Source organism: Selenomonas sputigena (assembly GCF_026015965.1).
Classification (GTDB): Bacteria; Bacillota; Negativicutes; order Selenomonadales; family Selenomonadaceae; genus Selenomonas.
The window spans coordinates 2363357-2384032 of sequence record NZ_CP110383.1 but is presented as its reverse complement, the minus strand read 5'-3'; the positions used below and the strand labels follow the sequence as shown (position 1 = coordinate 2384032).

Annotated in this window: 19 protein-coding genes and 1 other RNA gene; 3 read left to right on the top strand and 17 right to left on the bottom strand. The window is 59.9% G+C overall.

Annotation, left to right across the window (positions count from 1 at the left end; translation table 11 throughout):
* Nucleotides 1-3: 3 nt before the first annotated feature.
* From OL236_RS11415 to OL236_RS11350, 14 genes are all read right to left on the bottom strand, one after another.
* Nucleotides 4-1425, bottom strand: a complete 1422-nt coding sequence (locus OL236_RS11415; RefSeq protein ID WP_265070710.1) for an NADH-quinone oxidoreductase subunit N — start codon at nucleotides 1423-1425, stop codon at nucleotides 4-6.
* 2 nt (nucleotides 1426-1427) lie between these two features.
* The gene (locus tag OL236_RS11410; protein ID WP_265070709.1) at nucleotides 1428-2954 is read right to left on the bottom strand and encodes a complex I subunit 4 family protein; all 1527 of its coding nucleotides are present in this window, start codon (nucleotides 2952-2954) and stop codon (nucleotides 1428-1430) included.
* Nucleotides 2954-4855: an NADH-quinone oxidoreductase subunit L gene (gene nuoL, locus OL236_RS11405; RefSeq protein WP_265071825.1), complete on the bottom strand. Its 1902-nt coding sequence runs from the start codon at nucleotides 4853-4855 to the stop codon at nucleotides 2954-2956. Before nuoL ends, OL236_RS11410 begins: the two co-directional genes overlap by 1 nt.
* Before the next feature lie 11 nt (nucleotides 4856-4866).
* Nucleotides 4867-5178, bottom strand: a complete 312-nt coding sequence (gene nuoK, locus OL236_RS11400; RefSeq protein ID WP_009645291.1) for an NADH-quinone oxidoreductase subunit NuoK — start codon at nucleotides 5176-5178, stop codon at nucleotides 4867-4869.
* A complete protein-coding gene (locus OL236_RS11395; protein WP_009645280.1) occupies nucleotides 5175-5678 on the bottom strand; it encodes an NADH-quinone oxidoreductase subunit J in 504 nt (167 codons plus the stop codon). The genes nuoK and OL236_RS11395 overlap by 4 nt, the downstream gene beginning before the upstream one ends.
* Nucleotides 5671-6090: a 4Fe-4S dicluster domain-containing protein gene (locus OL236_RS11390; RefSeq protein WP_009645311.1), complete on the bottom strand. Its 420-nt coding sequence runs from the start codon at nucleotides 6088-6090 to the stop codon at nucleotides 5671-5673. The genes OL236_RS11395 and OL236_RS11390 overlap by 8 nt, the downstream gene beginning before the upstream one ends.
* A 30-nt stretch (nucleotides 6091-6120) precedes the next feature.
* Nucleotides 6121-7158 (bottom strand): NADH-quinone oxidoreductase subunit NuoH, encoded by a 1038-nt coding sequence (gene nuoH / locus OL236_RS11385; protein WP_009645390.1) that lies wholly within the window; start codon nucleotides 7156-7158, stop codon nucleotides 6121-6123.
* Between the two features lie 11 nt (nucleotides 7159-7169).
* A complete protein-coding gene (locus tag OL236_RS11380; protein WP_265070708.1) occupies nucleotides 7170-8267 on the bottom strand; it encodes an NADH-quinone oxidoreductase subunit D in 1098 nt (365 codons plus the stop codon).
* Nucleotides 8240-8737 (bottom strand): NADH-quinone oxidoreductase subunit C, encoded by a 498-nt coding sequence (locus OL236_RS11375; RefSeq protein WP_009645414.1) that lies wholly within the window; start codon nucleotides 8735-8737, stop codon nucleotides 8240-8242. The genes OL236_RS11380 and OL236_RS11375 overlap by 28 nt, the downstream gene beginning before the upstream one ends.
* Nucleotides 8734-9243 (bottom strand): NADH-quinone oxidoreductase subunit B, encoded by a 510-nt coding sequence (locus tag OL236_RS11370; protein WP_265070707.1) that lies wholly within the window; start codon nucleotides 9241-9243, stop codon nucleotides 8734-8736. Before OL236_RS11370 ends, OL236_RS11375 begins: the two co-directional genes overlap by 4 nt.
* Nucleotides 9234-9587: an NADH-quinone oxidoreductase subunit A gene (locus OL236_RS11365; RefSeq protein ID WP_009645273.1), complete on the bottom strand. Its 354-nt coding sequence runs from the start codon at nucleotides 9585-9587 to the stop codon at nucleotides 9234-9236. Before OL236_RS11365 ends, OL236_RS11370 begins: the two co-directional genes overlap by 10 nt.
* A 362-nt stretch (nucleotides 9588-9949) precedes the next feature.
* On the bottom strand, nucleotides 9950-10222 hold the full coding sequence (locus tag OL236_RS11360) for a DUF4160 domain-containing protein (protein ID WP_265070706.1): 273 nt from the start codon (nucleotides 10220-10222) through the stop codon (nucleotides 9950-9952).
* A complete protein-coding gene (locus OL236_RS11355; RefSeq protein ID WP_156810531.1) occupies nucleotides 10203-10526 on the bottom strand; it encodes a hypothetical protein in 324 nt (107 codons plus the stop codon). The genes OL236_RS11360 and OL236_RS11355 overlap by 20 nt, the downstream gene beginning before the upstream one ends.
* Before the next feature lie 57 nt (nucleotides 10527-10583).
* Complete coding sequence (locus tag OL236_RS11350; protein WP_265070705.1) at nucleotides 10584-11663, bottom strand: glycosyltransferase family 9 protein; 1080 nt, start codon at nucleotides 11661-11663, stop codon at nucleotides 10584-10586.
* Between the two features lie 272 nt (nucleotides 11664-11935).
* Here OL236_RS11350 and OL236_RS11345 point away from each other — a divergent pair, with 272 nt between their 5' ends.
* Entirely contained in the window at nucleotides 11936-15211 is a 3276-nt protein-coding gene (locus OL236_RS11345) for a DEAD/DEAH box helicase (protein ID WP_265070704.1), read from the top strand.
* Nucleotides 15212-15282: 71 nt separating this feature from the next.
* Nucleotides 15283-16443, top strand: a complete 1161-nt coding sequence (locus tag OL236_RS11340) for a DNA polymerase IV (protein ID WP_265070703.1) — start codon at nucleotides 15283-15285, stop codon at nucleotides 16441-16443.
* A 222-nt stretch (nucleotides 16444-16665) separates the two neighbouring features.
* Here OL236_RS11340 and ssrS read toward each other — a convergent pair.
* Nucleotides 16666-16844: non-coding RNA, 6S RNA (gene ssrS, locus OL236_RS11335), on the bottom strand.
* A gap of 74 nt (nucleotides 16845-16918) precedes the next feature.
* Nucleotides 16919-17272, bottom strand: coding sequence for a PTS glucitol/sorbitol transporter subunit IIA (locus OL236_RS11330; RefSeq protein WP_009645371.1), 354 nt, complete (start codon nucleotides 17270-17272; stop codon nucleotides 16919-16921).
* 218 nt (nucleotides 17273-17490) lie between these two features.
* Here OL236_RS11330 and OL236_RS11325 point away from each other — a divergent pair, with 218 nt between their 5' ends.
* Nucleotides 17491-18408 carry an Rpn family recombination-promoting nuclease/putative transposase gene (locus tag OL236_RS11325; RefSeq protein ID WP_265070702.1) on the top strand — a complete coding sequence of 306 codons (918 nt, stop codon included), beginning with the start codon at nucleotides 17491-17493 and terminating at the stop codon, nucleotides 18406-18408.
* A 52-nt stretch (nucleotides 18409-18460) separates the two neighbouring features.
* Here the strand turns inward: OL236_RS11325 and OL236_RS11320 are convergent, their stop codons facing one another.
* Nucleotides 18461-20389 carry an aconitate hydratase gene (locus OL236_RS11320; RefSeq protein ID WP_265070701.1) on the bottom strand — a complete coding sequence of 643 codons (1929 nt, stop codon included), beginning with the start codon at nucleotides 20387-20389 and terminating at the stop codon, nucleotides 18461-18463.
* Nucleotides 20390-20676 lie beyond the last annotated feature (287 nt).

The window sequence follows — 20676 nt, the reverse complement described above, 5'->3', positions numbered from 1 at the left end:
CCGTCAAAAGAACGTCGCCGCCACAAAGTTCGTGAGGTTCGCCAAAGGCTCGGGATAGACGCCGAGGGCGAGCGTCAGAGCGACGCTCACGAGGACGCAGGCACGAAGTGCGCCCGAGATCTTTACGGGTTCTTTCGGGCCTTCGCCGAGGTACATCGCCTTGACGACGAGCAGGTAGTAGTAGACGGAGATCATCGACATGATGAAGCCGACGAAGGCGAGCCACAGGCCGCCCTGATCGACGACCGCCGTGAAGAGGTAGAGCTTCCCGGCGAAGCCCGCCGTCGGCGGGATGCCCGCCATCGAGAGCAGCGAGATCGTCATGACGGCGGCGAGGACGGGCGCAGTTCTCGCGAGTCCCGCGACGTTCGCCATGTCGGGCTTGCCGCGCTGCGCCTCGACGGCGGTCAGCACGGCGAAAGCGCCGATGTTCGCAAAGGCGTAGAGCGCGAGGTAGAAGAGCAGCGCCTTCATGCCCGCCGCATCCGCCGCGACGACGCCGACGAGCATGTAGCCGACCTGCGCGATGGAAGAATATGCGAGCATGCGCTTCACATCGTCCTGCACGATCGCCATGACATTGCCGCCGACCATCGAGACGGCAGCGAGAATGGCCAAAAGCGAGAGCCACATGCCACCCAACGGCGGGAATACCGCCAAGACAAGGCGCAGGAGCACGGCGAAAGCCGCCGCCTTCGACCCCATGGCGAGGAGCGCGGCGACAGGCGCGGGCGCGCCCTCGTAGACGTCGGGCGCCCACATGTGGAACGGTATCATCGACAGCTTGAAGAAGATGCCGGCAAAGACGAGCGCCATTCCGACGATGCCGAGCGGCGTGAAGAGCTGCGGGCTGCTCACGACCGCCGCAAAGCGCAGGCTGCCCGCAGCGCCGTAGATGAGGCTGACGCCGAAGAAGAGGATCGCGGACGCCGCCGCGCCCAAGACGAGGTACTTGATCGCCGCCTCGCTCGAAAGCGCATCGCGCTGGCGGAGTCCGACGAACACATAGAAGGAGATCGTCATAAGCTCCAGCCCGATGTAAAGCGTGAGGAAGTCGTTCGCCGAAGCCATGACGCACATGCCAAGCACGGCGAAGACGAGGATCGCATAGAACTCCGCACGAGAGCGCAGAAGCCTTTCGACATAGTCGCTCGAAAAGAGCACGACAAGCGCCGCGCTCAAAATGAAGAGCTGCTTGAAGAAGACGGCGTAATTGTCCACGACGTAAAGCCCCGCGTAGAAGGACGCCGCCTCGCCGCCCCGATAGAAGGAAAAGCCGTAGGCGAAGAGCGCGAGAAGCGCGACGACCGAGATCGCCGCGAGACTCGTGCGCGATTCCTTCTTCGGCAGCAGCACGCCCATCGCCAAAAAGAGCAGGGCGAGCGCAAGAAGACCAAGCTCCATGCCGATTGCTGAAAAATCCATGCTCAGTCCCCCCCTAAAAAGAAGCCGATCCGGCTCAACTGGTCAAGCATTGGCTGCAAAGGCTCCGTCCCCGTCGAAATCAGCCCCATGAGGAGATGCGGGAACACGCCGAAGCCCACGAGAGCGACGCCCAAGAGCACGAGCGGCACAAGCTCCGCGCCGCGCATGTCGCGGTACGCGTCGAACTTCTTGTCCGCCGGACCGAAGAGCACCTTGGCGAGAAGCCGCAGCACATAGAGCGCCGTGAAGATGATGCCGGCGATAGCGAGCACCGCGAGAATCGGGAACTCGGCGAATACGCCGACGAAGATTGTGAACTCCGGCACGAAGCCGATGAGTCCCGGCAGTCCCAAGGACGCCATGCCCGCGAGCATGAAGCCCGTCGCGAGGCGCGGCATCTGGTAGGCAAGCCCCTTGAGATCGTCAACCGTGCGAAGATGCGTCTTTTCGTAGATAAAGCCGATCATCGCAAAGAAGAGTGCGCTCATCACGCCGTGCGCCACCATGTTGGCAACCGCGCCCGAAACGCTGACGACATTCAATGCCGCGAAGCCCAAGAGCACATAGCCCATGTGCGACACCGACGAGTAGCCGACGACGTATTTCAAGTCCTTCTGCACGAGCGCGATGTAAGCGGCGTAGAGCACGTTGCACATCGCGAGGAACGCAATCAAGGGCGCCCAGAACTTCGCACCCAAAGGCAGCACGAGAAGCCCGATGCGGATGAGGCCGTAGCCGCCGATCTTCTTCAGAACGCCCGCATGAATCATCGACACCGCCGTCGGTGCGCCCGCGTAGCCGTCGGGCGACCAGCTGTGGAACGGGAACATGGAAAGCAGCGAGCCGAAGCCGATGAGGAGCAGTAAGAATGCGCCGATCTGGAAGCCCGGGCTGAAGTGTCCTCCTTGCGCCGCGAGCGCGAGCATCTGCATGTCGAACGTGCGGCTTCCTGCGGGGAACGCCGTGAGGTAGAGCCAGACGACGCCGACGAGCAGGAATGCCGAGCCGAGCAGCAGGTAGATCGTGAGCTTCATGCCCGCGTATTCCTTCGTCACGCGCTTCGTCGAGCCGAAGAGAATGACGAGAATGTAGATCGGGATGACGACGACCTCGTAGCACAAGAGGAAGATGAAGAGATCGTTGGCGACGAAGGTGCCCGTGACGCCTGCGATCAAGATGAGCAGCAGGATGAAGAACTCCTTCGAGCGCTCCTCGACATGCCACGAGGAAAAGACCGCCGACACGCCGATCAGCTCCGTCAAGAGGAGCAGCGGCAAGGAGATGCCGTCGACGCCGAGCGCGTAGGAAACGCCGAGATCGGTGATCCACGGCACGCGCTCCGTATACTGCATGCCGCCCGCCGCGAGGTCATAGCCGAAGTACGCCCAAACGGAAAGAGCGAACGAGAACGCCATGGCGGCAGCCGCCACGATGCGGATGGCGGAGCGCGACTCGCGGTTCAAGAAGCAAAGGAGAAGCGCCGCCGCCAACGGCGTGAGCAGGATGACCGACAAAACGGGAAAGTCCATCAGAAGCCACCTCCCACGAAAGCTGTGCCGCCCGCACAGTAAACACCCAGAAGCGCGAGCAGGACAGCGCCGACGATGACGACCGTCGCATAGAACTGCGTCTGCCCCGTCTCAAAGAAGGAGAGGACGCCGCTCAAGAGGCGTACAAAAAGCGCGAGAAGGTTCACGATGCCGTCGACGATGTAGATGTCGATCCAGTAGAAGACCCTGCCGCAGCCGTCGACGAAGACCTTGCGAAGCCCCGCATAAATCTCGTCGATGTAGTATTTGTGATAGCTGAGCGTGTAGAAAATGCCGAGCCGTTCTGCGATTGCATCGGCAGAAACGACCTTCTTCACATAGACGAGGTAGGCGATGGCGAGCGCGAGGAGCGTCAAAGCGGTAGAAACGCCGGCGACCGTCGGATCGATCGCGCCCTCGTGCGCGTGTCCAAAGTAGACCCAAGAGCCGAAGCCCCACGCATGACCCAAAAAGCCGCTGACGACGGCGAGCGCCGCGAGGATGAGCAGCGGCAAGCGCATCCACCAGCCCGCTTCGTGCGCGTGGTACGCCGTGCCCGTGCGGCAGTCGCCGAGGAAGGCGACGAAGAGCAGCCGCGCCATGTAGAGCGCCGTCATGAAAGCTGTGACGGTCGCGAGGACGTAGAGCGGCGTCGAGACTTCCGCCGCCGCAAAGAGGATCTCATCCTTCGAGAAGAAGCCCGCGAAAGGCGGCAGACCAGAGATCGCGAGAACGCCGATCGTCATCACGGCGAACGTCCACGGCATCTTCTTCCAGAGCCCGCCCATGCGGAAGATGTCCGCCTCGTCGGCGAGCGCGTGCATGACGGCGCCAGCCGAGAGGAACAGGAGCGCCTTGAAGAAGGCGTGCGTCATGAGATGGAACATCGAGGCCGTCAGCGAGCCGACGCCGAGCGCGAGCATCATGTAGCCGAGCTGGCTGACCGTCGAATAGGCGAGGATGCGCTTGATCTCGCGCTGCGTCAAGGCGATGCTCGCGGCGAAGATCGCCGTGAAACCGCCGACCCAGGCGATCAAATCCATGAGGAAGGGCGACGCCGCGAAGATGAAATAGGAACGCGCGACGAGGTAGACGCCCGCGACGACCATCGTCGCCGCATGAATGAGCGCGGAGACGGGCGTCGGGCCTTCCATCGCGTCGGGCAGCCAGACGTGCAGCGGGAATTGGCCCGATTTTCCAATCGGCCCGATGAAGATAAGGAAGCCCGCGACGGTCAAGAATACCGTGCCGAGCGTCAAGACCTCAAGCGGCACGAGCATGCGCAGGTTCAAAAAGTCGAGCGTGCCGAAGTGAATCTGCAAGAGCAGGATGCCGAGGAGCAGACCGAAGTCGCCGACGCGCGTCGTGATGAACGCCTTCTTCGCGGCCTCCCGCGCCGATACGCGCTGATAGTAGAAACCGATCAGAAGGTACGAACAGAGTCCGACGCCCTCCCAGAAGACGTAGAGCTGCAGGAAGTTCGACGCGAGCACGAGCCCGAGCATCGACGCGACAAAGAGCGAGATGAACGAGAAGAAGCGCCCCATGCCGGGATCGTCCTTCATGTAGCCGACGGAATAGATGGCGACGCAAAGCGATACCGTCGTGACGACGAAGAGCATCATCGCCGTGATGGGATCGACGAGGACGCCCATCTCCAGGACGAGGCTGCCGACCGTCATCCAAGCGGTCTTCGCGACATACGGCGCTTCTACCGTGATCGGCGTGGAGAGAACCTCGGCGATCACGCCGCCTGAGAGCGCGAAGCTCGCGGCGATTGCGGCCACGACGAGCGCCGCCGCAAGGCGCCCCAGGGCGCGCAGAAAGCCCGCGAGGACGAAGGCAATTCCCGGCAGGAGCGGTATGAGCCACGCATGGTGCAGGGCGAAAGAGGAAAACATCATGCCACCCCCTAGCCTTTCATGCGCTGCAGCGCATCGAGTGAAATCGTATGACTGTCATGGTAGATGCGGAACGCGAGCGCAAGCCCCACGGCGATTTCCGCCGCACCGACCATCAGAGAGAAGATGGCCAGAAGCTGCCCTTCGAGCGCATCGACCGGCAGGAAGCGATTGAAGGCGACGAGATTGAGATTCGCCGCGTTCAGCATCAGCTCGATGCTCATGAGCACGACGATGAGGTTTCTCTTTTGGATGAGGCCAAAGAGGCCGATGGAAAAGAGGATTGCCGCCAGTATGAGATAATGCAGGAGTCCTACGCTCATTGTCCTTCCTCCTTTGCCAAAACAATCGCGCCGACGAGAGCCGCCAGAAGGAGCGTCGCCGCCAGCTCGAACGTTATCGCATACTCGCCGAGCATGAGGTCGGCAAGCTTTTCAATCGAGTTGCCGACAGGCGCTTCCATGACCTCCGCGAACGGCGTCACATAGATGGCAGAGAATACAACGGCGAAGAAGAGAGCGGCGGCGACGGGCGCGGCGAACCATCGCGCATTGTCGGGACTCGTCTCCTCGCCCGGCGCATGGCGCGTGAGCATGACGCCCAAGACGATGAGCACGGCGACGCCGCCCGCGTAGATCATGAGCTGTGCCGCACCGAGGAAGTCCGCGCCGAGTTGGAAGTAGAGGCACGCGACGCCGATAAACGTGACGGTCAGGAGGAGCGCTGCATGGACGAGCTTCTTCGCGAGCACCACGCCGAGCGCGCCCGCGAGCGTGACGGCCGCCAAGAGATAAAAGGCGCCTGCATTCAGGAAATCACTCATGCGGCTCGCCCCCCTCCTTCTTTTTCTCCCTTTCTTCCGCCACCGCATCGTACTTCAAATCCTCCTTGAAGTACGTCGCAATCGCAAAATTCTTGTTCCAAGTAATCGCCTGCGTCGGGCAAACCTCGACGCATATCCCGCAATAGATGCAGCGTCCGATGTCATGCCAGTACTCCGCCATGTGGCGCTTCTTCGCCTCGTCCGTCACGATATGAAGGTCGAGCGCCTTGTTCGGACAGCTCGTCGCACATAGGCGGCACGAGATGCACTTTTCCGTCTCCATCGCCAGATGTCCGCCGCGAAAGCGCTCGGTCATCGGAATCTTTTCCTCGGGATAGGAAACGGTCTCTTTCTTGCCCCAGAAGTGACCCCATGTCACGTCGAGGCCCTTGATCAATCCTTTGCCCCACAAAGTTCCTCACTCCTTTCGCCGAAACGCTTCCTAAAACATCTGCCAGAGCATCATGCCGACGCCCGTCAAGAGGACGTTGAGCATCGCCGCAGGCAGGAGAAGCTTCCAGCCGAAGGCGATCTGATGGTCGATGCGAAAGCGCGGGAACGTCCAGCCGACCCATTGGAAGATGACGACCATGAGAACCGCCTTGAGGAAGAACCAGAAGATGCCCGGCAGAAAAGCCGGCCCCTGCCAGCCGCCCAAGAAGAGCGTCGTCACGAGAATCGCGATGGAAAGGAGATTCGCGAACTCCGCGAGGAAAAACAGCGCCCAGCGCATGCCGCTGTACTCCGTGAATGGGCCGGCGATGATCTCCGACTCGCCCTCAAGGATGTTGAACGGCGGACGATTGCTCTCAGCGATCATGCAGATGAAGACGATGAGGAACGCGAGCGGCTGTTTGAAGATGTACCAGCAGTCCGCCTGCGCCTCGACGATGCGGCTCATATCGAGAGAGCCCGTGAGCATGACGACGCCCATGAGCGCGAAGCCGAGCGGCAGTTCGTACGTCAGAAGCTGCGCGACGGCACGCATCGAGCCGATGAGGCCATACTTGCTGTTCGACGCGAAGCCGCCCATGAAGAACGGCAGAACCGCCTGCGCCGAGATGGCGAGCAGGAGGAACAGCCCGATGTTCACATCGGCGAAGACGACGCCCGCATCGAACGGATAGAAGGCGTAAATCAAGGCCGCCGGCACGAAGACGAGGATCGGCGACAGACTCCAGACGATGCGGTCGGCGCCGTCCGGCATGATGTCCTCCTTGCTGAGGAGCTTCATGGCGTCCGCCACGGGCTGCAGGAGTCCTCCCGGCCCCACGCGGTTCGGCCCAAAGCGCACCTGGATGAAGGCACAGACCTTGCGCTCGCCGAAGGTGAATACGAGAGCCGCCGTCATGACGATTGCAAGAAGGACGGCGATGCCGAGAAGCGTCATGACGACCTCGGCGAGGAAAGCGTCGCCGAGCGCCCCCGTCAGGAAGAGCCGCAGTTCGTTGATATAGGAATAGACGATGCCCGTTTCCATCTTTGCACCCCCTAGCAGTCGACCTCGCCCATCAGCGGGTCGAGCGTCGAATAGACGACAACGGAGTCGGCGATCAGCGTGCCGCGGCACAGGGAATCGAGCGCCTGCAAGTTCACGAAGGACGGCCGGCGGATATGTACGCGGTAAGGCTTCGCCGTGCCGTCGCTCACGATGTAGAAGCCCAGCTCGCCGCGCGTGTTCTCGACGCGGTGGTAGACCGATCCTTTCGGCGGGCGAAGATTCGGCGATACTTTCTTCTTGAACTCCCCTGCAGGCATATCCTTCAGCGCTTGGCGGATGATCTTCGCGCTCTCGCCCATCTCCTTGAGACGCACCTCATAGCGATCCCAATCGTCGCCGATCGTGCCGACGGGCACCTCGAAGTCGAGATGGTCATAGACACAGTACGGTTCGACGCGGCGGATGTCGTAGGCGACGCCCGTCGCACGCAGGTTCGCACCCGACAGCGACAAGGACTTCGCCTCCTCCGCCGTCATGGGCGAGACGCCCTTCATGCGCGCATAGAAGATTTCGTTGCCCGTGATGAGATTGTCGTATTCTTCGAGCATTTCGGGCACATAGTCGAGGAAAGCCTGCGCCTTCTCGATGAATTCGTCCGTCGCATCATAGGAGACGCCGCCCAAGCGGATGTAGCTCGTCGACATGCGTGCACCGCAGAGGAGATCGAAGAGGTCGAGCACCTTCTCGCGGTCACGGAACGCATAGATGAAGGCCGTCGCCGCGCCGAGATCATTGAGAAGCGTGCCGATGAAGACGAGATGACTCGCGATGCGGTTCAATTCCGCCGCGATGACGCGCAGATACTCGGCGCGAAGCGGCACGCGGATGCCCGCGAGCTTCTCCACCGCCGTACACCATGCGAGGTTGTTGTTCATCGCCGAAACGTAGTCGAGCTTGTCCGTATAGGGCAGGCTCTGCGCATATGTGCGTGACTCCATGAGCTTTTCAATGCCGCGATGGATGTAGCCGACAATCGGCTTCGCGCGCTCGATGCGCTCGCCTGAAAGCTCGAGTTCGACCTGCAGCACGCCATGCGTGCTCGGGTGCTGCGGCCCCATGTTCAGGATGTAGGTGCTTTTTCCAGCCATACGAGCTTTCCTCCCTCCAATTTCGGCACAGGCGCGACGAAATCCTTGCGCAGAGGATGCGCGGGATAGTTGTCGGGCATGAGAATTCTTCGAAGATCGGGATGACCCAAGAACTCCACGCCCATGAGGTCGTAGACCTCGCGCTCCTCGAACTCTGCCCCCGGATACAGCAATGTCGCCGACTCGATGACGGGCGCGGCGCTGTCGAGCGCGACTTTCATCTCGAGTTTTACATTCTCTTCCATATTGTAGAGATGATAGACCATCTCGATATGATCTTTCCAGTCGACCGCCGTGAGATTGCCGAGGCGGTCGAAGCCCTCCCTCTCCTTGAGAGCGCGCAGTACGGTGGGAAAGTCCGCCGCCGTGACGATGAGCGCAGGCTCTTGCGCTTCCGCGTCGAACGTCGCTTTGGGGAAGATCTCGACAATCTTTGTCAGTCGCTCCTTGGAAAAATACCGCGTCCTCATCGCGCTTCACCTCCCGCTCGCTTCGCAAGATCGGGATGCTGAATCTTGTCGCGCAGCTTCATCATCGCGTCGATCAGCGCCTCAGGACGCGGCGGGCAGCCCGGCAGATAGATGTCTACAGGAAGCACTTCATCGAGGCACTTGACCGTCGAGTAGGTATCTGTGAAAGGCCCGCCATTAAGGTTGCAGTTGCCCATCGCGATGACGTACTTCGGCTCGGGCATCTCCTCGTAGAGACGGATGAGAGCCGGCGCCATCTTCCACGACAGCGTGCCCGCGACGATCAGGAGGTCGGCCTGGCGTGGACAGGCGCGGAAGACCTCGTAGCCAAAGCGCGCGAGGTCGAAGCGCGCCGCCGCCGTCGCCATCATCTCGATGCCGCAGCACGCAAGCCCCGAGGCCAGCGGCCAGATCGAGCGCGAGCGCGCCCACTTGAAAATCGCATCGACCGAAGTCACGATCACATTCTCCCGGAGCGCGGCAGGAACGACGTCCACTACTTCCATGCGAGATCCCCCTTCCTCCATGCATACCAAAGACCAAGTGCCAAGATTCCAAGAAAGACAAACATTTCCAAAAATGCGAAAAGTCCGAGCCGATTGAACGACACCGCCCACGGATAGAGAAACACCGCCTCGACGTCGAAGAGGAGGAACGCGAGCGCGTAGCGGAAGTAGCCGACGTGGTACTGCACATCGCTCGATCCGACCGTATCGACGCCGCACTCATACGGCTTCTGCTTCTCCGGCGTCGGCTGGCGCGGCTGCAGGATGCGCGCGGGCGCGAGAACCAGGAAAGGAAAAATAAGCACCACGACGAAAAAGAGCCCGAGTCCGCCAAATTCTCCCATAGAAACTCCCCCTTTTTATTGATAAATATTGGTTATATCATAATGGCTCGTGATAACTATTAGTATAGGATTTATGAGGAATATTGTCAAGAGAAGCATTACGGCCATTCTTCCTTCGCCGTCTCTTTATCCTCTCCCTCCTGGCTGGCATAGCCAATTACATAAGAAAACGGCTCGATGGGAGGAACGACAGCAACGAGCCTGGGCACTAGCCCCTGTCTTATGAGAAAAGTCCCCGACTCCAACTCGGGGGCTTTTCATGTACCGATGGTGACACGACTTACATTTGCTACGTATAGACAGCATATTCACACCGCTATGCGCAAGATGCCTCACACGGCATGCAGATCTATTCTCTTTGCTTATCGTTTGACTTCCGCCCGCTTGAATACCCGCAACCATGCAGAAAGAATCGTTTCGCGATTTTTCCTCAGATAACGCAACAGATCTCTCATATCACACGCGTCCACGCTTCCCGTATCCCTTGCAAGTTCAACGGAATCAGACATGACCCAAAACTTCGTGGCGTCTTGCCGCTGTCTTTTTTTACTGACGTGGACATGAACTGGCTCTTCTCCGTCTCCAATCCAAAAATAGATGCAGTACCCCATATATTCAAGCAGGGCTTTTGGCATGTTCCCTCATCTCCTTGCGCCAGTCATCCCATATAATGGATTCATTGTCCTGAAGAAATTTCTCTATGACGAGCAAATCATCTTCCGAAAAGCCAAAGGATTTCTCACAGGCGACATCGGGAAGCCGCCACTCGGAAAAAGCGTTGTCATCGTCCCCCCGCTCAACACGAATCGCAAGATTGTCCCCCCCGTCACGATCATCATATTGTTTCGTTATATAAAACGACCATGGCACTTCATTTTTATAGAGTCGGCTGTACAACATGAGGATTCTCCTTTCCGCATCACGCCAAATCTCTTCCAAAATTATATAAAAAATCTCTCTCGCATGCAAGGGAACGGCAATCAACGCCTTGCGCCTTCACACCTTATCCCGCCGCATCATCTCCAACACCTCGCCGAGCCTTTTCGCCACATCCTGCGCTTCGATCGCCTTCATGCAGGCGTTCGTGCCCGAGGGACAACGCGTCTTGCAGCAGGGGGCGCACGGGTACGGCGACTCGATGAAGAAGTTGCGTCCGTGCAGAGGGCCGTAGATCGTCGGACGCGTCGGCCCCCAGAGGCTCAGCGTCGGCAGGCCGACGGCAGCGGCGATATGCAGGGGGCCGGTGTCGGGACACAGGAGGAGCGTCGCTTCCTTCATCAGCGCCGCCGTCTCAAGGAGGCTCGTCTCACCTGCGACGGAGACAGCTTTGCCGCGCCATGATGCTTCAAGCGTCTTCCTCGCTTCCTCTATGACGGGGCGATCGGCACCGCTTCCCAAAAAGACGATCTGCACATCTTCCGGAAGAGCAGCGAGCGCGGCGCAGAAGCGCTCGGGCGGCCACTCCTTGCTCTGCCACGTCGTGCAAAGGCTCACGAGCAAGATCGGGCGATCGGGCGCGATGGCGCGTGCGGCGAAAAAGGGCGCGGCGAATCCCGCGAGCGCAGCAGGAAGCTGAAGCGCGATGCGCGTTTCCTCATGCACGATGCCGAGCGGTGCAAGGGAAGCGAGGTATCGGCGCACCTTGTGCGGCTCCGCCATCTTCGGCGCCTTCTCCGTCATGAAGAAGCCCGCGCCCTCGTGGCGCTCACGCACGCCGATGCGGCGCGGCGCACCCGAAAGACGCGCGAGAATGCCCGTCAAGAGGAGATCCTGTACGTCAAGCGCGATGTCGAAGCGGCGCGGCGCGAGAAGCGCGCGAGCCTCACGAAGCAGGCGAAAAGCCTCCAGAAAGCGCCCGTGCGCCACGGCGCGGTCGAAGGGCCTTCTATCCCAGACGAGCAGCTCGTCGATCTCAGGGCATGCGGCGAGGAGTTCGTCGGCGGGCGGACTCGCGAGCCACGCGATATGCGCCGCAGGCAACGCACGGCGAAGCGCCCGCGCGACGGGCGTCGCATGAAGCACGTCGCCGATGGCGCTCAAGCGTATGATGAGGATGCGTGCGCGGGATAGATCCATGATGTTCCTCCTGCCTCGCTGAACATACGTTCAAAGAAGTCTGCGGCAAAGTTTACGGCGGCGATTGCGTCTGCTATAATGAAAAGATATGATAAGCCGCTGCAGCGGATGTACGGCGGCTTCCTTCCATTCTTCAATAAACCATTCTCGTTTTCTATATTACCATGAAACCCCAAGAGATCAAGCCCAAAGGGCGCAGACCGATTGGCTAGGTTTCTGTAAGGGCATGTAGCTTACCGTAGCCGTGCGCCGTGCGCAAAGGAGAGATCGTCTTGCTCAAAGACTCTGCCATACATGAGCTGTCCAACGATATGTCATACCGCAAGGGCTGCCGCTACTTCAAGGATGGGCGCGTGGCGAAGCTCCTGCGCCGCCCCGGCACCTCCATCTACGTCGCTACCGTCGAAGGCTCGGAGGACTACGAGGTGCGCGTGCGCCTCGACAAGACGGGCGAGAAAATCGAGGCCTACGACTGCACATGCCCCGCTGCCGCCCTCTACGACGGCGCCTGCAAACATGTCGTCGCACTCTTGAAGGTCATACAGGCAGGCCAGCTCGAAGAAGAAGGCGAGAGCGCCGCCACATCCGGGCCGTACCGAAAACCCACAGGACGCCTCTTCGACTGCTTCGCACGCGCCAAGAAGCACGCGCACCTGAACGCACCGAAGAAGCTTCTGCCCGCCGCTCTTCGCGAGGCGCCCATCTTCCTTGAGCCACACTTCTTCTTCGAGCGCCACTACGGCCGCTCCAACTGCTGGCTGGAGTTCCGCATCGGGCGCGAGCGGCTCTACGTCATGCGCAGCATGCAGGAATTCATGCGCTCCTTCCTCGCCGGCACGCCCATCGAATTCGGCAAGAAGCTGACCGTCGACCCGCAGACGGCGGCCTTCGCGCCCGGCGTCTCGACGATGCTCTGGCGCTTCCTGCTCGACCTCTGGAAGGATGAAGTGAGCAGCCTCTACTACGGCGGCGCATACGGCGCGCGCCTGAGCGGAACCATCTTCGAAGGCAAGGCGGTCAAGCTCACGCCGAGCGCACTCGTGCGCTTCCTCTCGCTCATGCAGGAAGCCAATGCCCCATTTCAAGCAAGGACGGACATACACGAGGAGCGTACCGTCGAGATCGTCGAGGGAACACCCGCCCTCGAATTGGGACTTGCCGAGAGGTCGGGCAGCGGCCGCCTCATGATGATGACGGACGAAGTCTGCTGTCTGGACGACGACGCGCACTTCCTGCTCGTCGAAGATACGATCTACCATGTACCGCCCTCCTTCTCCGCCGCCCTGCACCCGCTGCTCGAAGCCTTCGGCTCCTCGCGCTCGCTCTCCATCTCCGCGCAGGACATCCCCGCCTTCTTCAGCACAATCCTGCCCGAGATCGAGAAGGTCGCCGAAGTCGAGATCGCGCCCGCCTTCGCCGAACGCTACGAGATCATGCCGCTTTCCGCCGCCGTCTACCTCGACTACTACGGGGACGGCATCGCCGCGCGTCTCGAATTTCACTATGATGAAATGAAGTTCAACCCGCTCGCGGGCAAAGCGCCACAGGAAGCGCCTAGCGGCCGCCGCCTCATCCGCGATGCGGCGGGCGAGGCGGCGATCTTCGCCTTCTTCGACACCTATGACTTCCTGCCCAAGGATGGCCGCTTCGTGCAGAGTGACGAGGCGCAGAGCTTCCTCTTCCTCGACGAAGCCTTGCCCGAGCTTTCCAAGATCACCGACGTCTACTACGCCGACGCCTTCCACGAAAAGCCCGTGCGCCGCATGCCCCCCGTGACGATCGGCGTCTCGGTCAACGACGAAAACCTCCTCGATGTGACCTTTGACGCGGCGCAGCTCGACTTTGCCGAGCTCATCGGCGTGCTGCGCTCGTACCGCGAGAAGAGGGTCTACCACAGGCTCAAGGACGGCACCTTCGTGACGCTCGGCGACCAGCAGCTCGCAGGCCTCGCCGACTTCATCGAGAGCACCGGCATCAAGAAGGCGACCGATGCGCAGAACATCCGCCTGCCGCTTCGCCAGGCGCTCTACCTCGACGCGCTCGCCAAGGAGGACAAGAGCATCCGCCTCGCGCGAAGCAAGCGCTTCAAGAGCATCGTGCGCGACATCAAGAATCCCGTCGACGCCGACATCGAACCGCCCGAAACGCTCAAGGGCGTGCTGCGCGACTACCAGCAGACGGGCTTTTCGTGGCTCTCGACGCTCGCCGCCTATCGCTTGGGCGGCATCCTCGCCGACGACATGGGACTCGGCAAGACCCTGCAGGTCATCGCCTTTTTGCTCGCGCACCGCGAGGAAGGGAGGCCGCCCGCCCTCGTCGTCGCGCCGACGTCTTTGATGTACAACTGGCTCGAAGAAATCGAAAAGTTCGCGCCCGAGCTCAAGGCTTCCATCGTCGCCGGCACAAAGGCGGAACGCGAGGCGGCTCTTTCGCCCGCTCTGAAGGACGCCGACGTCATCATCACGACGTACCACATGCTGCGCCGTGATATCGACCTCTACGAGAAGGAGCATTTCAGCCATATCTTCCTCGACGAGGCGCAGCAGATCAAGAACCCCGCGACGCAGGCAGCAAAGGCGGTAAAAAAGCTCCGGGCGGATGCCGCCTTCGCTCTGACGGGCACGCCGATCGAGAACAGCTTGACGGAACTCTGGTCGATCTTCGACTTCCTCATGCCCGGCTACCTCAAGAGCCGCAGGCATTTCCAATCGCAGTTCGAGACGCCCATCGTACGCGCCAAAGATCCGCACGCGAGCGCCGACCTCCTGCGCTACATCTCGCCTTTCATCCTGCGCCGCCTCAAGAAGGACGTGCTCGAAGAACTGCCCGACAAGGTCGAGCGCAAGATGACGAACGAGATGACGGACGAGCAGCGGAAGGTCTATCACGCATGGTTCGTGCAGGCGAAGAAGGAGTTCGCCGCCGAACTCAAGGCGCACGGCTTCGGCGAATCGCGCATCAAGATCCTCGCGATTCTCACGCGCCTTCGCCAAATTGCCTGCGACCCTGCGCTCTTCCTCGAAGGTTACACGGGCGGCTCGGGCAAGCTCGACATGCTCGAAGAAGTCGTCGCCGACGCCGTCGCTGCCGGACATCGCATCCTCATCTTCTCGCAATTCACGACGATGCTAAGCCACATCGCCGCGCGCCTCGACGCCATGAATCTCAGCTATGCCTACCTCGATGGCTCGACGCCCGCCCTTGAGCGCATGCGCCGCGTGCGCGACTTCAACGCGGGCGCAGAGCCGCTCTTCCTCATCTCGCTCAAAGCGGGCGGCACGGGGCTGAACCTCACGGGCGCCGACATGGTCATACACTACGACCCGTGGTGGAATCCCGCCGTCGAAGATCAGGCGACCGACCGCGCCTACCGCATCGGTCAGAAAAACAACGTGCAGGTGCTGAAATTCATCACGAAGGACACGATCGAAGAAAAGATCTATGAACTGCAGGAAAAGAAAAAAGCGCTGATCGACCAGATGATCCAGCCCGGCGAGAACTTCCTCTCAAAGCTGTCGGAGGAGGAAATCACCGCCCTTTTCCAATAAAATGAATCGGGGAAGCCGAAAAGCCTCTCCGATTTCCCTTTTCCCGCACAACGCACAGGGAGGCGAATAAAATGCAGCGCACGATTCTTCACGTCGATATGGACGCCTTCTTCGCCGCCATCGAGCAGCGTGAGCACCCCGAATACAGAGGAAAGCCCGTCATCGTCGGCGGGCTTTCTTCGCGCGGCGTCGTCGCGACCGCCTCCTACGAAGCGCGCCGAAGCGGCGTACACTCGGCCATGCCCATGGCGACGGCGCGCCGCCGCTGTCCCGACGGCATCTTCGTACAGGGAAACTACGCGCTCTATCGCGCCGTCTCCGCCGAGATCTTCGCCATCTTCTCGCGCTACTCGCCGCTCGTCGAGCCGCTTTCCATCGACGAAGCCTTCCTCGACGTCACGGGCATGGGGCTTCTCGCGCCCAGCCCGCGCGTCCTCGCCCAAAGGCTCAAGGCGGAAATCCGCGAAAAAACCGCGCTCGTCGCCTCCGTCGGTATCGCGCCGAACAAGTTCCTCGCCAAGCTTGCGAGCGACCTCGAAAAGCCCGACGGACTCGTCGAGATTCGCGCAGAAGACGCCGTTCGGCGCATCGCACCGCTTCCCGTGCGCCGCCTCTGGGGCGTCGGCAGGCACACGGAAGAAAAACTCCTCGCGCAGGGCATCAAGACCATCGGCGAGATGCAGCAGGCCGACGAAAAGAAGCTCGCACGCAGCCTTGGCAGACGCGCGGCGCATGCCTTGAAGGAACTTTCCTTCGGGCGCGACGAGCGGCGCGTCGAGCCTGACCGTGAGGCGAAATCCATCGGCAAGGAAGTGACCTTCGAGCGCGACCTCGAAAGCGCCGAAGAAGCCGAGCGCGAGCTTTTGGCGCTCGCCGAGAAGGTCGGCTGGCGGCTGCGCCTCGCAGGCGTCGCCGCACGCACGATCCAGCTCAAGGTGCGCCGCGCCGACTTCACGACCTTCACGCGCAGCCGCACGCTCTTTGAAGCAAGTGCGCACGACGAGCCGATCTTCCAGACGGCACGCGACCTCTTCCGCGAGCTCGGCATCAAGAGCGGCATCCGCCTCCTCGGCGTCACGGGCGAGAACTTCGAGCCGAGCGCCCTACCGTCGCTCTTTCGCGACGAAAAAAAAGAGCGCCTCTACGGCGCAATCGACGCACTGAAAAAGCGCTTCGGTGAAAGCATCATCACCAAAGCGCCGCTCATCGACAAAAATCCGAAGAAAGAATAGATGCCCGCACCAACATCCGCTTCGCGGCCATTGTGCATCGTCCTTAGCAAAACCTCGCAAATCATCCTACACCTTCGGCTCGACCCCTTGGGGGTTCACGCTAAGCTACACAAAAAAGCATAGAGCCTGTAAAGCATCCGACTGGAAAGGCTGCTTTACAGACTCCACACAAGGCGAAAAGAGACCACCAGCCATAAATCTTCTAGCGACCCCTTTTCAAAGCAGATGTCCAAAATGTCGTTTGCTTTATATGTCTAAAACCTGCGACTCGCAGGTGGGCATCTTGAGTCTTGTTTCTGCTATTCGCTCGAAGGCGATCCAGCATCCGCAAGCCTAGCCGGATTCCCTTAGAAAACTGTAGGTTAGACATAATGAAAAGCTCACGTGCACCTCAGGCAACTTCTGCTTTGAACATATCATAGCATAACCTTTTTCTCGACGCAAGCCTTGACAAAGGAATTTCCTTTCATATTTCTCACTCGATCGTGATCTTGTCGCCCAAGTTGAGGCGCGGCGGCAGGCTGCCCTTGACGATGAGCTGTCCGGGCATCGAGCCTTCGGCGTTGATAACGATCGTGCAGTGGCCGTCTTTTCGAAGGTTCTCGTTGACCGCCTCGCCGACGGAGACGACCTTGTACTTCCTCTTCGCCCCCATCGTCAGCGTATCGCCGACCTTGACGTCGTCCGTCAGCTCCCCCGCCGTATGCTCGACGACCATCTCCGTGAGGTTCGGGCGCACACCCTCGTCAAGCAGGATGATGCTTGAACTGTTCTCCAAGAAGTTCGGCGCAAGGCTGCCGATATTCGTGATCGTGACGTCGTATTTCATGTCTCAGTCTCCTCCCAGCAACACGACTCTCTATCGTATTTCCAGTATATCACAAAATGCCGGGACTGACTAGGACTGCTGCTCGCCATTCGTTTTTCAGCTGCGCCGGATAAAGCAAACCATATTCTGTGCTAAATAATTCCCTGCCTTGCCCCGAAAAGATATGCTATAATATGAAAAAGAGCAACTGGCTCCCCACCTGAACGAAGGGAGGAAAAATGTCAAAGAAAGCACAGATTTTCCAAGCATTCGAGCAACAGCGCTTCGATCCGATGAACGATGTTGCTTTCAAATTTATCTTCGGCAAAGAGGAACGCAAGCAGATCACCATTGATTTTCTGAATGCCGTGCTGCAAGAATCGTTGGAGCATGAGATCCGTGAGATTACGTTTCGGCAAACGGAGATGCCGCCTGACGCCGATGGCGGAAAACTGTCGCGTCTGGACATTGCCTGCGAGCTTGATACGGGCGAACTGGTCGATGTAGAAGTACAGGTCATTAATTATAACGATATGCAGCGCCGCACGTTGTTCTACTGGGCGCGCTTGTACCTTCTTTCTCTTTCGCGCGGTGAAGGTTATCGCGTCCTGCGCCCTGCTATTACGATCAACCTCCTTGCATTTGAGCTGTTGCCGCAGTCGGAACCGGTAGCGATGTACAGTATCTACAATCCCAAAACAGGTGACCGCCTGAACAAGGACATGGAACTGCATTTTATAGAAATTCCAAAGTATATAAAAGCTCCGCAAAAAAAGATCGGCGAATTATCAAAAATGGAACGTTGGCTTGCGTACTTTGCAAACAAACTCACAGATCTGGAAAGGGAGGAATTGGCCATGAGCGAACCTGCAATCAAAGAAGCGATGGAAGCCGAGAAGCTTTTCCTGTGCAATCCGGACGAGTATCTTCGTTACGTCAATCGGCAAATGGCGATCATGGACTATCGTTCCAGTCTGCAGGCTGCCGCTGAGGAAGGCGAAGCACGGGGCGAAGCACGGGGCGAAGCGCGAGGCGAAAGCCGTGTCACGCGCCTCATGTCCCTGCTCCTTGAAGCAGGAAAAATCGAGGAAGCGCGCGAAGCGTCCAACAACGAAGCGGTAAGGAAACGTCTTTTTGAAAAATACCACATTGAATAATGCTAAACGCAAAAACGTCCAAGAGTTCATGCCTCTTGGACGTTTTTCTGCGTTACTGCTTGTTCTTGATATAGTTGAGCTTGCCGCCCGCCTTCAGCATCTCGATGTCGAGCGCTGAGAGCGCATGGTACGTGCTGAAGCTCGTCTTCTTCGTGCGGTTCTCCACACGGACGGGCGCATCCGGCGCGAGCGCGGAGAAGTCGAGGAAGAGCACGTCGCCCTCGGCGATCGACTCGTAGTCCGCCACCTCGTCGAAGAGCAGTGGCACGATGCCGAAATTCACGAGGTTCGCCGCGTGGATGCGCGCAAAACTCTTGGCCAGAACCGCCTTGATGCCCAGATACATCGGCGCGAGCGCCGCGTGCTCACGGCTCGAACCCTGTCCGTAGTTCTCGCCCGCGACAATGACGCCGCCGCCCGCCTTCTGGCAATGCGCCTTGAATCCCTCCTGCACGTCGCGAAAGACGAACTCGGAGATCTTCTCGATGTTCGAGCGGTACGGCAGAACCTTCGCGCCCGCCGGCATGATGTGGTCAGTCGTGATATTGTCGCCGACCTTGATGACGACTTCCTTCTCGATCGCAGCGGCGAGCGGCGTGTTCTCGGGCAGCGGGCGGATGTTCGGCCCCTGCACGACCTCGACGCTCTCGGGATGCTCGCGCTCGGGCGCATAGATCATCGAGTCATCGACGAGGAAGGCTTGCGGTTCAGCGGGCAGCTCAAAGTCGGCTTCGCGCGGATCGATGATGACGCCACGGATGGCACTTGCCGCTGCCGTCTCAGGCGAGACGAGACAGACGTTCGCGCTGAGCGTGCCGCTCCTGCCCTTGAAATTGCGGTTGAACGTGCGCAGCGACCACGCATTCGTCACGGGCGACTGCCCCATGCCGATGCAGGGGCCGCATGTGCACTCAAGGAGGCGTGCGCCCGCCGCGAGGATCTTGGCGAGGCCGCCCGCTTCCGCGACCATGGAGAGCACCTGGCGCGAGCCGGGCGACAAGACGAGCGAGACGTTCGGCGCGACGCGCTTGCCGTCCAAGATGGACGCCACCGTCATGATGTCGCGGTACGACGAATTCGTGCAGCTGCCGATGGCGACCTGGTCGATCGGCTGCCCCGCGACCTCACGCACCGTCTTGACGACGTCGGGCATGTGCGGCAGAGCGATCAATGGTTCGAGCGCCGCAAGGTCGATCGCATAGCGCTCATCGTAGACCGCACCCGCATCGGCAGCGAGTGCGCGGAACACATCTTCGCGCCCTTCGCGACGCAAAAATTCGCGCGTCACCTCGTCGCTCGGAAAGACCGACGTCGTCGCACCAAGCTCTGCGCCCATGTTCGTGATCGTCGCGCGCTCGGGCACGGAAAGCGTCTTGACGCCGTCGCCCGTATACTCAATGACCTTGCCGACGCCGCCCTTGACCGTGAGCATGGAAAGCACCTTCAAGATGACGTCCTTGGCGCTCACGCCCTTTTGAAGAGCTCCCGTCAGACGCACCTCGACGACGCGCGGCATATTCAGCATGAACGGCTCACCCGCCATCGCGCACGCGACATCGAGGCCGCCCGCGCCGATCGCGAGCATGCCAATGCCGCCGCCCGTCGGCGTGTGCGAATCGCTGCCGAGGAGCGTCGCGCCCGGCCTTCCGAAGCGCTCAAGGTGCACCTGATGACAGATGCCGTTGCCGGGGCGCGAGAAGAAGACGCCGTGCTTCTTCGCGACCGTCTGCAGATACTTGTGATCGTCGGCGTTCTCGAAGCCGCTCTGCAAGGTGTTGTGGTCGACATAGCTGACGGAAAGCTCCGTCTTGACCTGATCGACGCCCATCGCCTCAAGCTGCAGGTATGCCATCGTGCCCGTCGCATCCTGCGTCAGCGTCTGGTCGATGCGTATGCCGATCGGCGCTCCCTTTTTCATCTCGCCCGTCACGAGATGCTCGTGCAGGATCTTTTCCGTCAATGTCAACGCTTTTGCCGTCATAAAGACACTCCCTTTGCCGCCGCCCCGCCGCAGGATGCGCAGCCATGCGCAGACCTCGGCAAAGCCGCCTTTGCTTTTCCTTTCATTGGAAACGACGAATGTACCCGTCCTTTCCTTTCGTTAAGTTATCACAAAGCGGCGCAAGCGTCAACACTTCTATGCAAATTTTATTATAGGAGCAATAACCCATTTTATATATTTGGACTGCGTGCTATAATGCATTTGTGCTTTTCGGAAAGACCATTTCCGTGGGCATGGTCAATCCAAGCTGTTCATCTGAAAGGGGA

Coding starts and splice junctions, on each gene's coding strand:
- OL236_RS11375 (WP_009645414.1), bottom strand. CDS start 8,737: ATGAGGACGCGGTATTTTTCCAAGGAGCGACTGACAAAGATTGTCGAG.
- OL236_RS11350 (WP_265070705.1), bottom strand. CDS start 11,663: ATGGATCTATCCCGCGCACGCATCCTCATCATACGCTTGAGCGCCATC.
- OL236_RS11395 (WP_009645280.1), bottom strand. CDS start 5,678: ATGAGTGATTTCCTGAATGCAGGCGCCTTTTATCTCTTGGCGGCCGTC.
- OL236_RS11320 (WP_265070701.1), bottom strand. CDS start 20,389: ATGACGGCAAAAGCGTTGACATTGACGGAAAAGATCCTGCACGAGCAT.
- OL236_RS11340 (WP_265070703.1), top strand. CDS start 15,283: ATGCAGCGCACGATTCTTCACGTCGATATGGACGCCTTCTTCGCCGCC.
- nuoL (WP_265071825.1), bottom strand. CDS start 4,855: ATGTTTTCCTCTTTCGCCCTGCACCATGCGTGGCTCATACCGCTCCTG.
- OL236_RS11360 (WP_265070706.1), bottom strand. CDS start 10,222: ATGCCAAAAGCCCTGCTTGAATATATGGGGTACTGCATCTATTTTTGG.
- OL236_RS11365 (WP_009645273.1), bottom strand. CDS start 9,587: ATGGGAGAATTTGGCGGACTCGGGCTCTTTTTCGTCGTGGTGCTTATT.
- OL236_RS11330 (WP_009645371.1), bottom strand. CDS start 17,272: ATGAAATACGACGTCACGATCACGAATATCGGCAGCCTTGCGCCGAAC.
- OL236_RS11370 (WP_265070707.1), bottom strand. CDS start 9,243: ATGGAAGTAGTGGACGTCGTTCCTGCCGCGCTCCGGGAGAATGTGATC.
- OL236_RS11380 (WP_265070708.1), bottom strand. CDS start 8,267: ATGGCTGGAAAAAGCACCTACATCCTGAACATGGGGCCGCAGCACCCG.
- OL236_RS11415 (WP_265070710.1), bottom strand. CDS start 1,425: ATGGATTTTTCAGCAATCGGCATGGAGCTTGGTCTTCTTGCGCTCGCC.
- OL236_RS11410 (WP_265070709.1), bottom strand. CDS start 2,954: ATGGACTTTCCCGTTTTGTCGGTCATCCTGCTCACGCCGTTGGCGGCG.
- OL236_RS11325 (WP_265070702.1), top strand. CDS start 17,491: ATGTCAAAGAAAGCACAGATTTTCCAAGCATTCGAGCAACAGCGCTTC.
- nuoH (WP_009645390.1), bottom strand. CDS start 7,158: ATGGAAACGGGCATCGTCTATTCCTATATCAACGAACTGCGGCTCTTC.
- nuoK (WP_009645291.1), bottom strand. CDS start 5,178: ATGAGCGTAGGACTCCTGCATTATCTCATACTGGCGGCAATCCTCTTT.